This window comes from Bradyrhizobium sp. SZCCHNS3052 (assembly GCF_032484495.1).
Classification (GTDB): Bacteria; Pseudomonadota; Alphaproteobacteria; order Rhizobiales; family Xanthobacteraceae; genus Bradyrhizobium.
In genome coordinates, this window is the sequence record NZ_JAUETB010000008.1 from 137,178 (window position 1) to 154,392 (window position 17,215).

Annotated in this window: 18 protein-coding genes; 6 read left to right on the top strand and 12 right to left on the bottom strand. The window is 65.0% G+C overall.

The window, feature by feature from the left end; translation table 11 throughout:
• The first annotated feature begins 41 nt into the window (after positions 1 to 41).
• The gene (locus QX073_RS23365) at positions 42 to 1,187 is read left to right on the top strand and encodes an ABC transporter substrate-binding protein (RefSeq protein WP_316226437.1); all 1,146 of its coding nucleotides are present in this window, start codon (positions 42 to 44) and stop codon (positions 1,185 to 1,187) included.
• 309 nt (positions 1,188 to 1,496) lie between these two features.
• Here QX073_RS23365 and QX073_RS23370 read toward each other — a convergent pair whose 3' ends face one another.
• The 5 genes from QX073_RS23370 to QX073_RS23390 all read right to left on the bottom strand — a co-directional run bounded on the left by QX073_RS23370 (position 1,497) and on the right by QX073_RS23390 (position 6,296).
• Positions 1,497 to 3,131, bottom strand: coding sequence for a GMC family oxidoreductase (locus QX073_RS23370; protein WP_316167553.1), 1,635 nt, complete (start codon positions 3,129 to 3,131; stop codon positions 1,497 to 1,499).
• A gap of 63 nt (positions 3,132 to 3,194) precedes the next feature.
• Positions 3,195 to 3,788 carry a GNAT family protein gene (locus QX073_RS23375; protein ID WP_316226438.1) on the bottom strand — a complete coding sequence of 198 codons (594 nt, stop codon included), beginning with the start codon at positions 3,786 to 3,788 and terminating at the stop codon, positions 3,195 to 3,197.
• 112 nt (positions 3,789 to 3,900) lie between these two features.
• Entirely contained in the window at positions 3,901 to 4,827 is a 927-nt protein-coding gene (locus tag QX073_RS23380) for an SMP-30/gluconolactonase/LRE family protein (protein WP_316167551.1), read from the bottom strand.
• Positions 4,828 to 5,000: 173 nt separating this feature from the next.
• Positions 5,001 to 5,840 carry an AraC family transcriptional regulator gene (locus QX073_RS23385; RefSeq protein WP_316226439.1) on the bottom strand — a complete coding sequence of 280 codons (840 nt, stop codon included), beginning with the start codon at positions 5,838 to 5,840 and terminating at the stop codon, positions 5,001 to 5,003.
• 78 nt (positions 5,841 to 5,918) lie between these two features.
• The gene (locus QX073_RS23390; RefSeq protein WP_315718055.1) at positions 5,919 to 6,296 is read right to left on the bottom strand and encodes a hypothetical protein; all 378 of its coding nucleotides are present in this window, start codon (positions 6,294 to 6,296) and stop codon (positions 5,919 to 5,921) included.
• 134 nt (positions 6,297 to 6,430) lie between these two features.
• On the opposite strand from QX073_RS23390, the gene QX073_RS23395 reads away from it, so the two are divergent.
• A complete protein-coding gene (locus QX073_RS23395; RefSeq protein WP_315718054.1) occupies positions 6,431 to 6,703 on the top strand; it encodes a hypothetical protein in 273 nt (90 codons plus the stop codon).
• A 23-nt stretch (positions 6,704 to 6,726) separates the two neighbouring features.
• On the opposite strand, the gene QX073_RS23400 is transcribed toward QX073_RS23395, so the two are convergent.
• The 3 genes from QX073_RS23400 to QX073_RS23410 all read right to left on the bottom strand — a co-directional run bounded on the left by QX073_RS23400 (position 6,727) and on the right by QX073_RS23410 (position 8,943).
• Positions 6,727 to 7,203, bottom strand: coding sequence for an HXXEE domain-containing protein (locus QX073_RS23400; RefSeq protein ID WP_315718053.1), 477 nt, complete (start codon positions 7,201 to 7,203; stop codon positions 6,727 to 6,729).
• A gap of 308 nt (positions 7,204 to 7,511) precedes the next feature.
• Positions 7,512 to 7,946, bottom strand: coding sequence for a cupin domain-containing protein (locus tag QX073_RS23405; protein ID WP_315718052.1), 435 nt, complete (start codon positions 7,944 to 7,946; stop codon positions 7,512 to 7,514).
• A 343-nt stretch (positions 7,947 to 8,289) separates the two neighbouring features.
• On the bottom strand, positions 8,290 to 8,943 hold the full coding sequence (locus tag QX073_RS23410) for a glutathione S-transferase family protein (protein ID WP_315718051.1): 654 nt from the start codon (positions 8,941 to 8,943) through the stop codon (positions 8,290 to 8,292).
• 190 nt (positions 8,944 to 9,133) lie between these two features.
• On the opposite strand from QX073_RS23410, the gene QX073_RS23415 reads away from it, so the two are divergent.
• Entirely contained in the window at positions 9,134 to 10,354 is a 1,221-nt protein-coding gene (locus tag QX073_RS23415; RefSeq protein WP_316169159.1) for a polyhydroxyalkanoate depolymerase, read from the top strand.
• On the opposite strand, the gene QX073_RS23420 is transcribed toward QX073_RS23415, so the two are convergent.
• Positions 10,344 to 11,387, bottom strand: coding sequence for an AraC family transcriptional regulator (locus tag QX073_RS23420; protein ID WP_316226440.1), 1,044 nt, complete (start codon positions 11,385 to 11,387; stop codon positions 10,344 to 10,346). The genes QX073_RS23415 and QX073_RS23420 overlap by 11 nt on opposite strands.
• A 131-nt stretch (positions 11,388 to 11,518) precedes the next feature.
• On the opposite strand from QX073_RS23420, the gene QX073_RS23425 reads away from it, so the two are divergent.
• The 3 genes from QX073_RS23425 (at position 11,519) to QX073_RS23435 (ending at position 14,699) form a co-directional block, all read left to right on the top strand.
• Positions 11,519 to 11,968 carry a cupin domain-containing protein gene (locus QX073_RS23425; protein ID WP_315718048.1) on the top strand — a complete coding sequence of 150 codons (450 nt, stop codon included), beginning with the start codon at positions 11,519 to 11,521 and terminating at the stop codon, positions 11,966 to 11,968.
• A gap of 291 nt (positions 11,969 to 12,259) precedes the next feature.
• Positions 12,260 to 13,747 (top strand): NAD(P)/FAD-dependent oxidoreductase, encoded by a 1,488-nt coding sequence (locus QX073_RS23430; protein WP_316173018.1) that lies wholly within the window; start codon positions 12,260 to 12,262, stop codon positions 13,745 to 13,747.
• 157 nt (positions 13,748 to 13,904) lie between these two features.
• Positions 13,905 to 14,699, top strand: coding sequence for a substrate-binding domain-containing protein (locus tag QX073_RS23435; protein ID WP_315718045.1), 795 nt, complete (start codon positions 13,905 to 13,907; stop codon positions 14,697 to 14,699).
• A 79-nt stretch (positions 14,700 to 14,778) separates the two neighbouring features.
• Here QX073_RS23435 and QX073_RS23440 read toward each other — a convergent pair whose 3' ends face one another.
• From QX073_RS23440 to QX073_RS23450, 3 genes are all read right to left on the bottom strand, one after another.
• Positions 14,779 to 15,576, bottom strand: a complete 798-nt coding sequence (locus QX073_RS23440) for a transporter substrate-binding domain-containing protein (RefSeq protein WP_315718044.1) — start codon at positions 15,574 to 15,576, stop codon at positions 14,779 to 14,781.
• 165 nt (positions 15,577 to 15,741) lie between these two features.
• Positions 15,742 to 15,975, bottom strand: a complete 234-nt coding sequence (locus tag QX073_RS23445; protein ID WP_315718042.1) for a hypothetical protein — start codon at positions 15,973 to 15,975, stop codon at positions 15,742 to 15,744.
• A gap of 149 nt (positions 15,976 to 16,124) precedes the next feature.
• Complete coding sequence (locus QX073_RS23450) at positions 16,125 to 17,078, bottom strand: hypothetical protein (protein WP_316226441.1); 954 nt, start codon at positions 17,076 to 17,078, stop codon at positions 16,125 to 16,127.
• Positions 17,079 to 17,215: the final 137 nt, after the last annotated feature.

The window sequence follows — 17,215 nt, forward strand, 5'->3', positions numbered from 1 at the left end:
CCAGTCAACGCGCCGAGCACGCTCAACGGGGAGGATATGCGATGAGAGCCGCGCTCACGGCGATCGGAATTGCTGCAACGATGGCTTTCGGCTCGCCCGCGTGCGCCGACATCAAGGTCGGTATCGTGGTGTCCGCAACCGGGCCCGGCTCGGCGCTCGGGCAGCCGCAGATCAAGGCGGTGGCTGCGCTGCCGAAGGAGATCGACGGCGAGAAGATCGTCTACATCGCGCTCGACGACGAATCCGACAGCGTGAAGGGACTGCAGAACGCGCGCCGCCTGGTGATCCAGGACGGTGTCGACGTCATCATCGGCTCCTCGCTGACGCCGGTCACCATGCCGATGCTCGACGTCGCGCTCGAAAGCAGGACGCCGCTGCTGTCGCTGGCGGCCTCGACCGCGATCGTGCAGCCGATGGACGACAAGCGCAAATGGGCATTCAAGGTCGTGCCCAATGACGACATCATGGCCGCGGCGATGCTCAAATACATCGCCAAGACCGGGGTGAAGACGCTCGGCTTCATCGGCGTGTCCGACGGCTATGGCGAGGGCTATTATCAGGAGGTGACGAAGCTGGCGCCGAAGCTCGGGCTCACGGTGACGACGCACGAGGTCTATGCGCGCGGCGACACCAGCGTCACCGGCCAGGCGCTCAAGGTGATCGCCACCAATCCGGATGCGGTGTTCATCGCCTCCGCCGGCACGCCGGCGGTGCTGCCGCAACAGGCGCTGCGCGAGCGCGGGTATGCGGGGAGGATCTTCCAGACCCATGGCGTCGCGACGCAGGAGTTCATCAAGCTCGGCAAGGAGAATGTCGAGGGCGCGGTGTTCGCCGGCGAAGCGTTCTCGATCGCCGACGACCTCCCCGCGGAGGATCCGTTCCGCCGCGCCAATGACGAATTCGTTTCAGCCTATCTGGCCGCCAATGGTGACAAGCCGAACATCTTCGCCGCACATCTGTGGGACACCGCCACGCTGCTCAAGCGCGCCATCCCGGGCGCATTGAAGGCGGCCAAGCCGGGCACCGCAGAGTTTCGCGCCGCACTGCGCGACGAACTGGAGCACGGCAAGGACGTCTATCTCAACAACGGCCTCTCCAACATGAGCCCGACCGACCACAACGGCTACGACGAGCGCTCGGCGTTCCTGATCAAGGTCGAGGGCGGGAGATTCAGGCTGGTGAAGTAGTCAAGCTCGTGATCGGAAGCATAGTCTGCCGCGCAGGCGGTGCACTCCCCTCCCCCTTGCCGGGAGGGGTCGGGGGTGGGGGTCCACGAGTCCCACTGTCAATGATGTGCGATTGAACGCGCGCGAGACAGACTAAATCGTAGAGGGCGAAGTCAATGCTCACGCCGAAGCCCATCTGCCGAACGTGAGCTTGCAACTTAGTTCAGCGCCCGGGGACCCCCACCCCCGCCCCCTCCCCGCAAGGGGGAGGGGGGCGCACTGGTCGTGCGGCACGACACGGGCTCGAACGATAAGCGGCGACGGCCCCAACTACGCCGACAAACTCTCCGCCACCGGCGCCTTGCCCAAAATCAGGTCCGCCGCCTTGTCGCCGATCATCAAGGTCGCGGCGTTGAGGTTGGCGGAGATCATGCGCGGCATGATCGAGGCGTCGGCGACGCGCAGGCCCTCGAGACCATGGACGCGGAGCTGGTCGTCGACCGTTGCCCAGGTCGAGTCCGCTGGGCCCATCCGGCAGGAGCAGCCGGGATGGAAGGTGGTGGTGGCGCGCTGCGTCGCCGCGGCCAGGAACTCGTCGTCGCTGTTCACCTTCGGTCCCGGGAAATCCTCATAGGCGTAGTACGGCGCGAGCGGGGCCGAGGCCAGCAGCCGGCGCGCCAGCTTCATGCCGGCGACGACCACGCGGCGGTCGAGCTCGGCGGTGAGATAGTTGGTCTGGATCAGCGGCGGCGCGAACGGGTCGGCGGAGCGGATGCGGACGTAGCCGCGGCTCTCCGGGCGCTGCTGCCAGGAAGCGACCGTCATGCCGGGCTCGTCCTCGAGCTGGCCCTGCACGCCCTCCTTGTAGCTCGCCGGCGTGAAGGTGAGCTGCAGGTCGGAGCGCTCCGCGGTCTCGCCGGAGTGCCAGAAGCAGTAGACCATGGTCGGCGACAGCGACAGGATGCCGCGCCGCGTCACCGCCCATTTCAGCGCCTCGCCCCATAGATTGAGGCCGCGCGCGAGCTCGTTGACGGTCTTGATGTTCTTGACACGCGCCACCGTGCGCGGCGCGTAATGGTCCTGCAGGCCCTCGCCGACGCTGTTGAGCGCATGGCGCACCTCGATGCCATGCTCCTGCAGCAGCGCGGGCGCGCCGATGCCCGAGAGCTGCAAGAGCTGCGGCGAGTTGTAGGCACCACCGGACAGGATCACCTCTTTTCGCGCGCGCACCTCGACCGGCGCCCCGCCGCGCCCGCCGCGGCTGTAACGCACGCCGACCGCGCGTTTGCCTTCCAGCACAACGCCGGTGGCATGGGCGTGGGTGCGAACCTCGACGTTCGGCCGCTTGCTGGCCGGACGCAGGAATGCGGTCGCCGACGACACGCGGCGGCCGTTCTGGATGGTCCGCTGGACGTATGAGACGCCTTCCTGAATGGCGCCGTTGTAGTCCGGGTTGCGCGGGATACCGAGCGAGACAGCGCCATCCATGAAAGCCTCGCACAGCGTGTCCTTCCATTCCATGGTGGTCACGATGAGGTTGCCGTCGCGGCCGCGATACTGGTCCTCGCCGGCGCCGATGCGCTTCTCCATGCGCTTGAAATTCGGCAGCACGTCGGAATAGCTCCAGCCGCGATTGCCCATCTGCGCCCAGGTGTCGAAATCCTGGCGCTGGCCGCGATTGTAGACATGGCCGTTGATCGAGGAGGAGCCGCCGAGCGTCTTGCCGCGCGGCGCGTAGATGCTGCGTCCCGCCGTGTACGGCCCCGGCTCCTGCTGATAGCCCCAGTTGATGCTCTTCATGTAGAAGGTCTTGATGAAGCCGGCGGGCAGATGGATGTAGGGATGCCAGTCGCGCGGCCCCGCCTCCAGCACGCACACCGTGACCTCAGGGTCCTCGCTGAGGCGGCTCGCCAGCACGCAGCCGGCGGAGCCGGCGCCCACGATCACATAGTCGAAGGTATCCATCTGGTCGTTCGTCCCGGTCTCGTCATCATCAGCCGCGCGAGGCGGCAAGCGGCCATAGCGCGGTCAGCGCGGCTTGTCATTCAATTGGTAGTCGAGATGCGCCTTCACGGTCGGCCATTCGGCCGCGGTGATGCTGTAGACGACGGTATCCCGCAGCGTGCCGTTCGGCGCGATCTGGTGGCTGCGCAAAATGCCGTCCTGCTTGGCGCCGAGCCGCTCGATGGCGCGCCGGCTCTGGTGGTTGAAGAAATGGGTGCGGAACTCGACGGCGATACAGTCCATCGCCTCGAAGGCGTGCGCCAGCAGCAGCCGCTTGCACTGCGTGTTGAGCGCGCTGCGCTGCACCCGTTTCGCATGCCAGGTCGAGCCGATCTCGACGCGGCGGTTGGCGGCATCGACGTTCATGTAGGTGGTCATGCCGGCGACACGGCCGTCGGCATCGAGCACCGTGAACGGCAGCATGCTTCCCGTGGCGAACAGGCCGAGCCTCCGCTCGATCTCCTTGGCCATGGTCTCGGGTTTCGGAACTGCGTTGTACCACAGCTTCCACAATTCGCCGTCACTTACGGCCTCGACCAGCGCGTCGTGATGGTCCGCCGACAGCGGCACAAGGCTCGCATGCGGGCCGCGAAGGGTGACTGGTTCAAGAAAGGGCATCAGCAGTGTCCGTCATTGCGAGGAGAGCGAGCGACGAAGCAATCCAGAGTCGCATGTGCCGCCCTGGATGGCTTCGCTGGCGCTCGCGATGACGGAACTATCACGTAGAGCGTCACTTGTTCAGAAAATTCAGCGCCAGGCCCGGTCGCGGCCAGTCCATCGCCACCAGCTCACCCCTGCCCGACAGCGTGATGTAGGCCGTCTTCAGCTCGGGACCACCGAAGGCGATGTTCGTCGTGACCCGGTCACCGGTCGGCACCTGCTCGACCAGCGTGCCGTCGGGCGCGATCACGCTGATGCAGCCGGTCACCAGCGTGGCGACGCAGACATTGCCGTTCGCCTCGACCGCGAGCGAATCGAACATCTGGTAGCCTCCGAGCCCCGCGATCGGGCGGCCGCGCTCGCCGCGATAGATCACCTCGCGCGGCTTCACGGTGCCGGGCTCGGCGAGATCGTAGGCCCAGAGACGCGCGGTCGGCGTCTCCGCGATGTAGACCGTCTTCTCGTCCGGCGATAGCCCGATGCCGTTGGCCGGCAGAATGCCGTGGACGGCCTCGACGATCTCGCTCATGCCGGGCTTGAGGTAATAGAACGCGCCGACGTCCATGTCGCGGGCGCGGCGCTTGCCGAGGTCCGAGAACCACAGGCCGCCGTGACGGTCGAACACCAGATCGTTCGGCCCGCGCAGCGCGTGCTCGCCGCAGCGGCTGACGACGGTCTCGATCTTGCCGCTCTGCAGATCGACGCGCTGGATCGAGCCGCCGAGATAGTCCTCGGGTTGTGGGCCCGGCATGATCATCTTGCCGGTCGGAATCCAGGAAAAGCCGCCATTGTTGCAGATGTAGATCTTGCCGTCGGGCCCGAGGGCTGCGCCGTTCGGCCCGCCCGGAATCTGCGCCACGATCTCCTTGCGGCCGTCGGGAAACACCCGCGTCAGGCGCTTGCCGCGGATCTCGACCAGCACCACCGAGCCGTCGGGCATCACCACGGGCCCTTCCGGAAATTCCAGATCTGTGGCGAGCACGCGCATGTCGGACATCGGACGACCTCCCGCTTTCGTCGCCGCGCATGCGGCGCATGGTTGTTAGGCGTGAGGTTATCGCAAAGCCGCCACGGCTTGCCAAGCAAGCGGCTGAGCGCGAGACCGCAGAGCAGCCCTGCTGAGGGAGACGCTTGCAGCGTGTCGACGCAAGTTGGTACCGCGCGCGATGTTTAGCGGATCACCGGCAGCCAGATTTCCAGGCCGCCATTGCCGGTGAGCGGGTCGAAACGCTGGTCATAGCGCTCGAAGTTCGGCGCATCGGCGACCTCATAGCCCGACTGCGGCAACCAGCGATTCCAGATCGTGTGTACAGTGCGGCGGATCGACGAGACGTGGCCGGCATGGGTGAACACGGCGAACGTCGCCGCCGGAACCCGCACGCGGCTGAAGGTCCGAAGCAGGTCGGAAAAATCGGCCACCTCGACGCCGGCGATATAGTCGAAATTGCCGGCATCGTCGCCGTTGCAGCACACGCCATAAGCCACCACGCCGCGGCGCGCCGGAACCTCGTCCACGATCTCGTTGAAGCGACGCCACAAGGCCGGGATGCCGGCGCCATTGTCGACGCTGACGCGGTCGCCGAGGCCGGCGACGAGCAGCGGCTGCGCGGTGACGAAGCGTGGGGCGGCGAGATCATCGAGCGGGGTCTGGTCCATCAGGATCGGCTCCTGCAGTGCGAGGCCGTCGAGGCGCGCACGGGCGCGCACCGCTTCCGGCGTGACGCCGAACTGGTCGCGGAACGCGCGCGTGAACGCTTCGTGGGAGCCGTAGTCAGCCTCGAGCGCGAGACTGAGAATGTCGGGTGCGCCAGAGGCAAGAGCCCGTGCCGCCTCGCTGAGACGGCGCAGCCTGACATAGCGCATCACCGAGACGCCGGTCGCCGCCGCGAACGCGCGCACGATGTGGAAGCGCGACACGCCGGCGATGGCCGCGACCTCATCCAGCGTCAATGGCGCCGACAGATGGCTCTCGATGAACCAGAGCGCTTTCTGGGCCGGGTTGGTGGACACGCCTCTCTCCTGTCGAAGCGCCCGATCCTGCGCGCGGAGATCCACATGCGCTTGATCGTTGTTGCGCTGCGGGCCGTACTATTTGCCGGCCGGCTTCGCCGGCGCCGCGTCCTTGGCGGCCGGCGCATCGGCCTTCTTCCTCAGCTCGTCCGCAAGTTTCGCCTGCGACGCCTTGAGTTCGTCGATCAGGCCCTGCTGCGAGATCAGCGCAGCCTTCAGCGCCTGGATCTGCCGATTCGCCGCATCGAGCTTCTGCTGCTGATCGAGCGATTGCTTGGTCATCGTCTTCTGCAGGAAATCGATATTGCTCTGCAGACATGATGTCCGTCGATCCATCGCCTTTTCTGCAGTGCAGATTTCGATGCCCGGAATATCCTGCGCATGTCCGGCAGAACTCACACCTGTCGCGAGCGCGCTCGCGGCAAAGATGATTCGCGCGGCAATGAATTTTCGCATCACAATTTTCTCATTGGCTTGCCCAACACATGATTTTGCGTGGAACTGACGGAGTTTCCTGATTGATACCATACTGAGACCTCAATCGCGCATTGAAGTTCCGGCTGGGACCCGTTTTTAGGGAGATGGACAGAATGGCTACGCGCGAAAAACGGCTGGCGCAATTCGACGGCAGCGGTGAGCCGCCGCCCGGACAGACGGTCGAGGTGCTGTGCGAGGATCACAGCGGCACCTATCAACTGCCGTTCCCCTGCTTCTACATTGATGGCAAATGGCACAACAAGGAATCCGGCGGCGCGCTCGAAGCCACCGTCATCGGCTGGCGGTTCCCGCGCGCGCGATTTGACGAGCGCAATGGACGCCGTCCGCAGCCGAGCTTCGTTGCCGATCGCGCTTCGTCTTATTGATCATGCCGGGCCCTGAGTTCTGCTCAGGGCCGGTCTTGCCGAAAATATGGTTTTGAACGCAGATTGAGCATCACGACCGGATAGGCCATCAGCAGCGAGCCGGCGACGATCGCGAGGGCAGCCGTTCCAACGTCGAGCACACCGTCACCCCACGCTCGCCGCCACATCGCAATTGCAATCGGAAAGAACAGAATCAGCGCCGTCGCCAGCCCCGGCGAGAATCTGCCTCCGCTGCGCAGGAACGGCAGGATGTGGAAGAAGACGGCGTTGATGATCATCAGCGCCGCGTAGGTGAGCGCGGCCGGCGGCCACGTCTCGGCAAGCTCTGCCTGCACCGCGCCGAGCACGACCACCAGCGCGTTCGTCACGTAGAAGTCGCTCCACTCGACCGGCAGCTTCATCACCGTCCGCGCCCAATTGCGCCAATCGAACGTGTATTCCTCGAGAATATGCGCGCCGTAGGCCGCGAGCGCGAGCCAAGCCAATGTGGTCAATGTCATGATCGATGCTCCCCTCGCGGGTGATGGACCGGCGCCAGACCGGTCGCAAGGGGCAATGTAGAGCACCAAGGCGCGAGACGGGCAGCGCGCGTGCCGTGTTTCAAAATGCGACGGCGCTTCCTTGCAGTCTTAATCCTTGGAACGCTGCTGGAACGAATCGCGTCCGAATCGGATGCCGCATCTGGTGCGCGATCTGTTCACGCTAGATGTCGGACACATCGGAGACGACCCACCACATCGTGAGGGGAAGCCTCCGGCCGCTTGCCGCAACCGGATGCCAAAGACTAACGGAGAGGCAGATCTGGCGCTCAGGTCCAGGGCGTGACCGGCGGCACGTTGTCGGTCGCCGGCGGCATCTCGACCGTCTTGAAGTCGGCCGGGCTGACGATCTCCATATATTCCATGTCAGGGGAATAATCGTAGAGGTAGTGCACGATGCCGGGACGCTGGTGCACGACGTCGCCGGCCTTCACCAGGGTCGGCTTGTCCTCGTACATGAAGCGGGCCCAGCCCTTCATCATGATGACGATCTGGAAATCGCAATCATGGCGATGCCAACCTGTGCCATCCACCGGCGGACAATCCGGATTGGCCTTGACGAGGTGGCAGATCACCTGGCCGCCGGTGGCGTCGGCGATGCCGAGATCGCGGTACAGGAAGAAGTCGCGCAACCCACCGCCCTTGTAGTCGGTGTCCTCGGGCTTCACGTGCGAGAACTTGGTCACCACTGCATGCTGGTTCATGACGGCCTCCACCGGTTGATCGCGACATCGGCGACCGTTGCGGCCCATCGATCGGCCACAGCGGCCACCACGTCCGAAAGCGGATTGTGCCATGCGAAAACCACGCCACGCCCTGTCTGCAACGCAGAGATCGGTAGGCCAGGGCGGCATCGCGAGCCGAACTGATTGCCGACAACCGGGTTTTGGCCGACGCCACACGGCAATGGTGACGTGCTGACAGCCCGCGCCACGCGCCGAGAAGACGCAAATCCGGCTTCAAATTGAGCAGCCGCTGCCCGCGGCGTGAGCCGTTGGAGCCGCGGCTGCAAAGGGCCGCGGGCACGCGCCGCTGACGGCAGTACACCTAGTACTCGACCTCCAGCTCCTCGATCTCCTCGGGCTCGGCCTTGGCGGCCTCGATCCATTGCTGCATCTCCGGCATCGCCATGATCAGGTCGGCATAGGCCCTGAGCCGCGGCTCGAGCTTCACGTCATAAGTCACGAAGCGCGTCACCACCGGCGCATACATCGCATCCGCCATGCCTCGCTGGCCGAACAGAAATGGGCCGCCGGATATGTCCAGGCAGTCGCGCCAGATCGCCCAGATGCGATCGATGTCGGCCTGCGCCCGCGTCCAGACCTTGAAGCCCGGAAAGTGGCCCTTGAGATTGACCGGCAGCGACGCCCGCAGGGTCGTGAAGCCAGAATGGATCTCGCCCGAAATCGAGCGGCAATGCGCGCGCTGGATGCGGTCGGCTGGCAGCAGGCCCGCCTCCGGAAAGGTCTCGTTGAGATACTCGCCGATCGCCAGCGTATCCCAGATCGTCGCACCATCGTGGCGTAGGCACGGCACCAGGATCGAGGACGACAGCAGCAGGATCTCGGCGCGAGCCGATGCGTCGTCCGGACCGACGATCACCTCGTCAAAATCCAGTCCGGCAAACCTGGCGAGCAGCCAGCCGCGCAGCGACCACGACGAGTAATTCTTGCTGCTGATGGTCAACGTCGCTTTGGCCATGTCGCCCTACCCTCTTGCCGCATTGTCGTTTGTCGTTCGCCCATCGTGCCGCTCGTGCGACCGGCATCATGCGCGGAGCCGGATACGTCGGAGATATCATCGAGCAAGCGACATGCCAGTTTTTCAGGCAAGACTCGGCCGTTCTGGCTCCGATATTGCATACAGCAATGCATGTAATGGATCGGACGCGATGGCGCTGCTGTACCAAGCCTATCAGAACCACATGGACCTGACCGAGCCGTGGCGCCAGAGCGCGGCAGCCGCCATGCGCTATCTCAACCTGATCCCATCAGGGCTATCCAGCCGCGCCATGCGGCGTCTGTCCGCCGCGCTTGAGCTGATCTCCCGCTCAGCCTTGACCTACGCCCGCCCGGCGTATGGCATCGATAGCGTAATGGTCGGCAACCGCGAACTCGCCGTCACCGAAGAGGTCACGTTCAAGACGCCGTTCGGCTCGCTCCTGCACTTCAAGAAGGACGCTGCGCCGGAGCAGCCCAAGGTGCTGCTTGTCGCGCCAATGTCCGGCCATTTCGCCACCCTGCTGCGCGGCACCGTGAAGACGCTACTGCAGGATCACGACGTCTATATCACAGACTGGCACAATCCGCGAGACATCCCGCGCGATCACGGCCGCTTCGGTCTGGAAGATTACACCGATCATCTCATCAGTTTTCTCAGCCAGCTCGGTCCGCGGCCGCACATGGTCGCGATCTGCCAACCGTCGGTGTCGGCACTCGCGGCCACCGCCGTGATGTGCGAGGACGACCATCCGTCGCGCCCCGCCACCTTGACCTTGATGGCCGGACCGATCGACACGCGGATCCAGCCGACCAAGGTCAACGAGTTCGCCAAGAGCAAGCCGATCGACTGGTTCGAGGACAACCTGATCCACTACGTGCCCTTTCAATGCAGGGGCGCCTTCCGAAAGGTCTATCCGGGCTTCGTGCAGCTCACGGCCTTCGTCTCGATGAATCTCGAGCGCCACGTCAAGCAGCACATGGATCTCGCCAACCATCTCGCCAAAGGCGAGGTCGAGAAGGCCGAAACGATCAAGACCTTCTACGACGAGTACTTCGCGGTGATGGATCTGCCGGCGGAGTTCTACATCGAGACGGTGCGCGACGTTTTCCAAGAGCATCTGCTGCCGCAAGGCAGACTGATGCATCGCGGCCGTCCCGTCGACCCGAAGGCAGTCCGGCGCATCGGCCTGATGACGGTCGAGGGCGAGCGTGACGACATCTGCTCGATCGGCCAGACGCTCTCGGCGCAGGACATCTGCACCAATGTGCGCGCCTATCGCCGCGTCCATCACATGCAGGCCGGCGTCGGCCATTACGGCGTGTTCAGCGGCAAGAAGTGGAATAACGAGATCTATCCGCTGCTGCGGGATTTCGTGCACGTCAATTCGTGAAGCGACTGCGCTGCACGCGTTGCAGCGTGGCCGACGGCGCCTCCCCGAACTTGTTGCGATAGGCCCCCGCCATCCGCCCGAGATGGGTGAAGCCAAGGTCGAAGGCGATGTCGATGATCCGCGCCTCCGGTGGAGCCGCCATCAATTGCGCATTGAGCCGCGCCAGCCGGATGTCGAGCAGCATGTCGGAGATCGACATCCCGAAATGGCGGCGAAAGCCGCCCTGCAGCGCCCGGATCCCCACGCCTGACGACGCCGCAAGTTGCGCCAGATCGAGCGGTTCGGCTGCGTGCGCTGCCAGAAGATCACGCGCCCGGCGGACGGCCTGCGGCAATGTCTCGACCCGGCCGGAATGCAGCCTGATCGCTTCCGCCAGGCCATTGCCGGGCTGCTCGAACAGAATGTCCAGCAGCGTCTCGCGCCAATTGGCTGCCGCAACCGGTGGCAGGCCGCGCCCACCGCCGAGACGCTCGGCGAGGTCCGCGAGCCCGAGCATGTGAGCCCGGAGCCGCGAGCCAGGACATCCCGACAACGCGATTGCGGGATCGAATTCGATCGGTTGCACCGCGCGCCCGGACAGCGCTGCTGCGCGCTGTTCCACGAGACGGCGGTCGAGCAACAGGATCAACTGAGCGCAAGCGTCCCAGACCATCCGCGTGGGCAATGTCGGCGACAGCAGTGATGCCGCATGGTCTGGCGCCGTCGCGACCTCGCCGGCCCCGGCAAAGACCCGCGCGGTCCCCGCCAGCGGGAGCTGCAGCAGAAAGAAGCGGTCGAGACAGCCCGGATCGATGGTTACCGCACCGCCATAGGCGACGTAGTTAATGGAAAAGCCATCGAATGCCGCGCAATTATGCAGAGCGAGGAAATCGCGCGCAGTATCCGCCTCCGGTTGCAGCCCATGCGGACAGAAGATGCGGCCTATTTGTTCAGCCGCCTCATCGACATCGTGCGTTGCAACACGGCCATAGGCTGTAAGCCGCGGCACAGCCGGAGACTTCCAACTACGATCAGCGGCTGCATCTGCAGTCATGGCCTACGTCGCCCGTCGAGATCGTTTGAAACCTATAATAATTAGCAACTGACGTCGAGGGATTCGTTTTCTGGATAGACTCGGCGTCGCCCCGGCTTGATCCTCCCACGCGTGCAGCAAGGAGATCCGGCATGATCACACTCGAAAAAGGCATCACGCGCGCAGGTACCGGCTATGCCGGCAAGACCTGGAATATCCTGGGTCAGCTCTATTATCCGAAAGCCGTCACCGACTCCACGTTCGCCTTCGAGACCAACAGCGAGCCCGGGCAGTTCGTGCCGGTTCACGTTCATCCCACCCAGGACGAGTTCATCCTGGTGCAGGAAGGCGTCCTCGACCTCAAGCTCGACGGCGTCTGGGTCAAGGCGAATGCCGGCGACCTCGTGCGCATGCCGCGCGGCATTCCGCATGGCTACTTCAACAAATCCGACAAGCCGGCGCGCGCGCTGTTCTGGGTCTCCCCGATGCAGAAGCTGGAAGCGCTGTTCAACATGCTCGACAATCTCGCCGACCCAGCCGAAGTGGTGCGGATCTCGGCGGAACACGAGGTCGACTTCCTGCCCCCGGAGGCCAACGACTAGGCGGCAGCGCGGGCCCCAGCGGGCGCCCCCGCCCTTTTGTTGCGGTACGAACGGCGCGCGATCATCGCTATCGGCTCCGTGCGCCTGCGGCATGAGCAGCGGCTGCGCTCGAACGAGATGCGATCGGCGAGATCCTTCTCGCCCTGATTTCGATGCTGCCGCATCCGTCGGCATCGCACGCCTCGGTCGCGCCGGGCAACCTTCGTCACCATCAAACTCTCGCGGGCTTCTGCAGCGCGGCGGGCGAATGCCGCCCGAACGCGGCTGCGCGCTCGACAACAAGGAGGTCCCATGATCAGCCGAAAGAATGTCTGTGTGATCGGCGCCGGCGTCTCCGGCCTGGCTGCAGCCAAAGCATTCACCGCCCGCGGGCACGACGTCACCATCGTCGAGCGGAGCGTCGATCTCGGCGGCGTCTGGGAGCCCGCGCGGTCCTATCCCGACGTGCAGACGCAGAGCCCCAAGGAGCTCTATCGCTACACCGACAAGGCGATGCCGGATCACTACCCCGAATGGCCGAAGGGACCGCAGGTCCATGCCTATCTTGCCGACTACGCGAAATCCCACGACCTCATCCGCCTGATGCGGTTGAACACGACCGTGCTTGCGATGCAGCGCCGCAGTGACGGCAAGCCTGGATGGAGCCTCGACCTCAAAACAGGAGACCGGACGCGCCGGGAGGATTTCGATTTCGTCGCCGTCTGCACCGGTCAGTTCAACGAGCCGCAGACGTTGTCGCTTGGCGGCGAAGATCAATTCGCGGCCGCCGGCGGCTTGATCCTGCATTCCTCGAAATACAACGATGCCGCGCTCACGAAGGGGCGCGACGTGGTGGTCCTCGGCGGCTCGAAATCGGCAACCGACATCGCGGTCAACGCCGTGCGCTCCGGCGCGCGCTCGGTCACGATCGTGCTTCGTGAAGCGGTGTGGCGCATTCCCTACTTCATCGGCGGTCTGATCAACTTCAAGCGCATCCTCTATATCCGCGCCCAGGAGCAGATGTTCCCAAGCTGGGGCATGGGCCCGCTCTCGCGCCTTGCCCATCTGCTGGCCAAGCCGCTCGTCTGGGCCAATTGGCGCGGCCTGGAAAGCCTGCTCAAGATGCAGTTGAAGCTCGCCAAATGCAACATGGTGCCGAAGGGCAGGATCGAGGACGGCGTGAACTGCTCAGTCCCGATCGCGACGCCCGACTTCTTCCCGATGGTCGCAGACGGCCGGATCAAGGCCGTCTACGGCACCTTCGGCCATTACGAGCCGAACACCATCGTGACCAGCGGCGGCGAACGAATTCCGGCCGACGTCGCGATCCTCGCCATCGGCTACAAGCTCGGGGTCCCGTTTCTGTCGGATGCCGACCGCGCCAGACTGGTCGATCCGGACGGGCAGTACCGGCTCTATCGGCTGATCGCCAATCCCGATCTTCCCGACATGGGATTCGTCGGCTTCAATTCGAGCTTCTGCACCGTGCTCTGTGCGGACATGGCCGCCAACTGGCTGGTGCGGTATGCCGACAAACAGCTGGCGCATCAACCGAGCGAGCGCGAGATGCGCGACAACATCGAGATGATGCTGCATTTCAAGCGGATCGAGCGCCCTGCCGCGGGCGTGTATGGCGGACTTTGCGTCGCGCCCTATCACTTCAAGCATTTCGATGAACTGCTTGCCGACATCGGCGCTCAGCGCCGACGGCGCAATCCATTGGCCGAGATGTTCACGCCGCCCGATGCGGACGCGTATAACGACTTTCTCGCATCCGCGCCGGCCTATCAGGCCGGCTGAGGTGGCGGCGAACAGTCTCGCCGCGCTGCAGACACAGTGACGCCGCAAGCGCGACGCATTGCAGAGGGATGGCCGGCCCTGTGGAGCGCTGGCCTTCCCGACACAGTCGGGCTATCCAAGGCGCCCCGGCCTCCAGCCGTTCGCCTCGGAGCCTGCCATGATCCTCTCGACCCATCTCCGCACCATCGGTCTCGCCGCTTCGGCCGCGTTCCTCCTGACCACCGCGGCCCAAGCCGCAGAAGTCCACGTCATGATCTCCGGCGGCATGACCGCTGCGTTCAAATCCCTGGTGCCGGAATTCGAGCGGCGCTCGGGTCACAAGGTCACGATTGCCTACGGCCCGTCGATGGGAACAACCACGAATGCGATTCCCGTTCGCCTCGAGCGCGGCGAACCGGCCGATGTCCTCATCATGGTGGGCTACGCGCTCAGCGATCTCACCACCAAGGGCAAGGTGACGCCGGATAGCCGCGCGGACCTCGCCAACTCGCCGATCGGCGTCGCGGTCAAGTCGGGGACGCCGCATCCCGATATTTCGAACGCGGAAGCCGTGAGACGCATGCTGATCGCCGCCAAGACCATCGCCTATTCGGACAGCGCGAGCGGCGTCTACGTCTCCACCGAGATGTTCGACAAGCTTGGCATCAAGGACGAGATGAAAGGCAAGGCGCGGATGATTCCGGCCACTCCCGTCGGCGAGATCGTCGCCCAGGGCGAAGCGGAGATCGGCTTTCAGCAGATCAGCGAGCTCAAGCCGGTGAAGGGCATCGACATCGTCGGGCCGCTGCCGGCCGGACTGCAGAAGATCACCGTGTTCTCCGCCGGCATCGCTACGGCCGCCAAGGAGCCGGAGGCCGGCGAGGCGCTCATCAAGTTCCTGCAATCACCGGACGCGCGTCACGTCATCGCGGAAAGCGGCCTCGATCCGATTGTGAGGCGGGCGCCGAACTGACGATGAAGCGTGCCGGCTGAGACGATGGCTCTCCCCCGCCGGTGGCGTGGGAGAGTCGGCCAAGCAGCGTCGGGTGCGCTTACTGGGTGAGCAAAGTCGACTCGCTCAGATTGTTGGCGCCGTAGGCCTTCTTGAGCAAACCGTTCGCCTTGGAATCCGTCATGAACTTGGTGACGAAGGCCAGCGACTGCGGATGCTTCAGCGGCACCGCGACCGCGGTGTCCGTCTTCTTGAAGGTCTCGGCGAGCACCTTGGTGCCGGAAATCTGCTTGGCGATGAGATTCAATTGATCGCGCGCCAGCGCGAGCGCGTCGATCTCGCCGGCGCTGAGCAGCGCATAGACTTCCTCGTAGGATTTGAAGCCGGTGACGGTCGCCTTCTTCAGGAAAGCCTTGGCACCGCGCAGCACGGTCGTGTCGTTGATGGCCGCAACCTCGGTGCCGGCCTGGTCCAGCGCGGCGATGTTGGCGACGTCGAGACCGGCGCGGATGATGAAGGTGGTCTCGACCGAATCGTAGACCGGACCGAACGAGACCTTGGTTTCGCGCTCCGCGTCCTTCGGCATGAAGGCCACATCCCAGACGCCCCGAGCAGCTTCATCGGTGATCGCATTGGAATTCGGATGCTCGACGAACTCGACGGGCACACCGACCTGCGCGGCCATGGCCTTGCCGAGTTCGACCGGAACGCCTGAATAGCCGCTGTCCGACTTGACGCACCAGAACGCACCGCCGGCGGGGCCAACGGCAATGGCGACACGAAGCTTGCCGGTCGGCGCGATTTCTTCCTTCAAGCCGGCTGCGCCGGCGGCGTTGCCGGCAAACGTGACTACCGCAGCTGCCAGGGCTGCGTCACGCAGCCAGCGCCAAAACGCCATGGCCCTCTCCCATTGGATTGCAGGTTGGATACGAGCCGCACCTTGCCGGGAGCACCGTTAAATACAACTTACCTCGCTTGCGCAAAGCAGCATGCGACGCGCAAAACTTGCGCGTCGCAATTACGGTTTCAAATAACTCGATACCGAAAACCGATTAAGCGTCGCTTAAACGCAGCGCCGAACCGCGACGCCATTGACGATGACCGTGCGGCACGCCGCAGCCGCCACCGGCGGCTTGCGAACCACCACGGCGCCCGCCGCACCGGCGCAGCCGGCCCGCACGACGCCCCGAGCGCAGACCACGGCGTTGGCATCCGACATCGACACGAACGGCATCGCCGCCAGGATGAACAATCCGCACAGCGTGGAAATAATGGCACGTGAGACAATGGCGCTCATCTTCAAACTCCTGATCATGATCTCATTGGTCAAATATCCACCCCGTCGCGACCTTGCCTGGGACTTCCCCGCCCGACAATTGTGACAATTTGGGTGGATCGCGCTCGTATGCATCTCGGATGGTAACCATGGACGGCAGCCGCTCCGCATCAGCGATTGGCCGCGAACTGCGCGAGCATGCCCTTGCAGCCAGGCGTCAGCGCGCCGGCATTGGCCGCGAGGCACTGCGCGATTCGACCGCCACCCGGCTCGATGCCGCTGCACAACGCCCGCGCGTCGGCGCCGCAGGCGGCCCTCACGATGCGCAACTCCTCGAGCGGCCGCAGCGGTCGCAGCACCAGCGCCGGCGGTGCAGCAGTGGTTGTCACCGCGGGCGCGGCGACAGCCGCAGTCGCCGGCGCGGCGCCGCCGCGCGAAGACGCCATCGCCTGGGCGCAGGGAGCGGACAGCTTGGCCTTGTTCTGCTCCAGGCATTGCAGCGCCGCGGCGCCGCCCGGCGGCACGCTGCTGCAGACCTTGCGGTAATCGGAGCCGCAGGCACTCCGGATCGCGGCCACCTGCGCCTCGCTCGGTTGGGCTGCGGGCGCTGACGCCGCTGCAGCCGGCTTGGCCGCCGGGGACTGCGTAGGCACGGCCGCAACGGCCGCGGCCGGCTGCGCCGCTGACTTCGGAGGCTCGGGAGGCTTGCTCGCCTCGGCGACGGCCGGCTTGGCCGGGGCGGACGGCGCCGAAGCCGGCTTAGCTTCCGCGGCAGGCTTGGTTTCCGCCGGCGGCTTGGCCTCCGCCGAGGGCCTGGTCTCTGCCGCGGGCTTGACCTCTGCCGCAGGCTTGGCCTCTGCCGCGGGCTTGGCCTCCGCGGCAGGCTCGAGCGCCTTGACCGCCGTCTGACAAGATGAGGACAGGCTCGCGATGTTCTTCTGCAGGCATTGGAACGCCGCCGTGCCGCCGGGCGGCACGCTCGCGCATTTCGCCATGTAGTCGGACCGGCACGCCGACTTGATCGCGTTGCGCTGCGCATCGCTCTGCGCCAGCGCCTGCGTTGCTGCAAGGCCGGCCGCCGCGGCCATCCCGAGCACCAGCATTCTCCTGAAGCGATTGATCATCGGTCGATCCTCAATGGTGTCGTGCTTCAATGACTTGTCGCCAGCGCAGCCGCCCGCATGGTGGCCAATCGGGTCTCATCAGTATGCGCACGTGCATATCGGCCCAGGCTGCGCCGGCGGCGGATGCCTGGCAATTG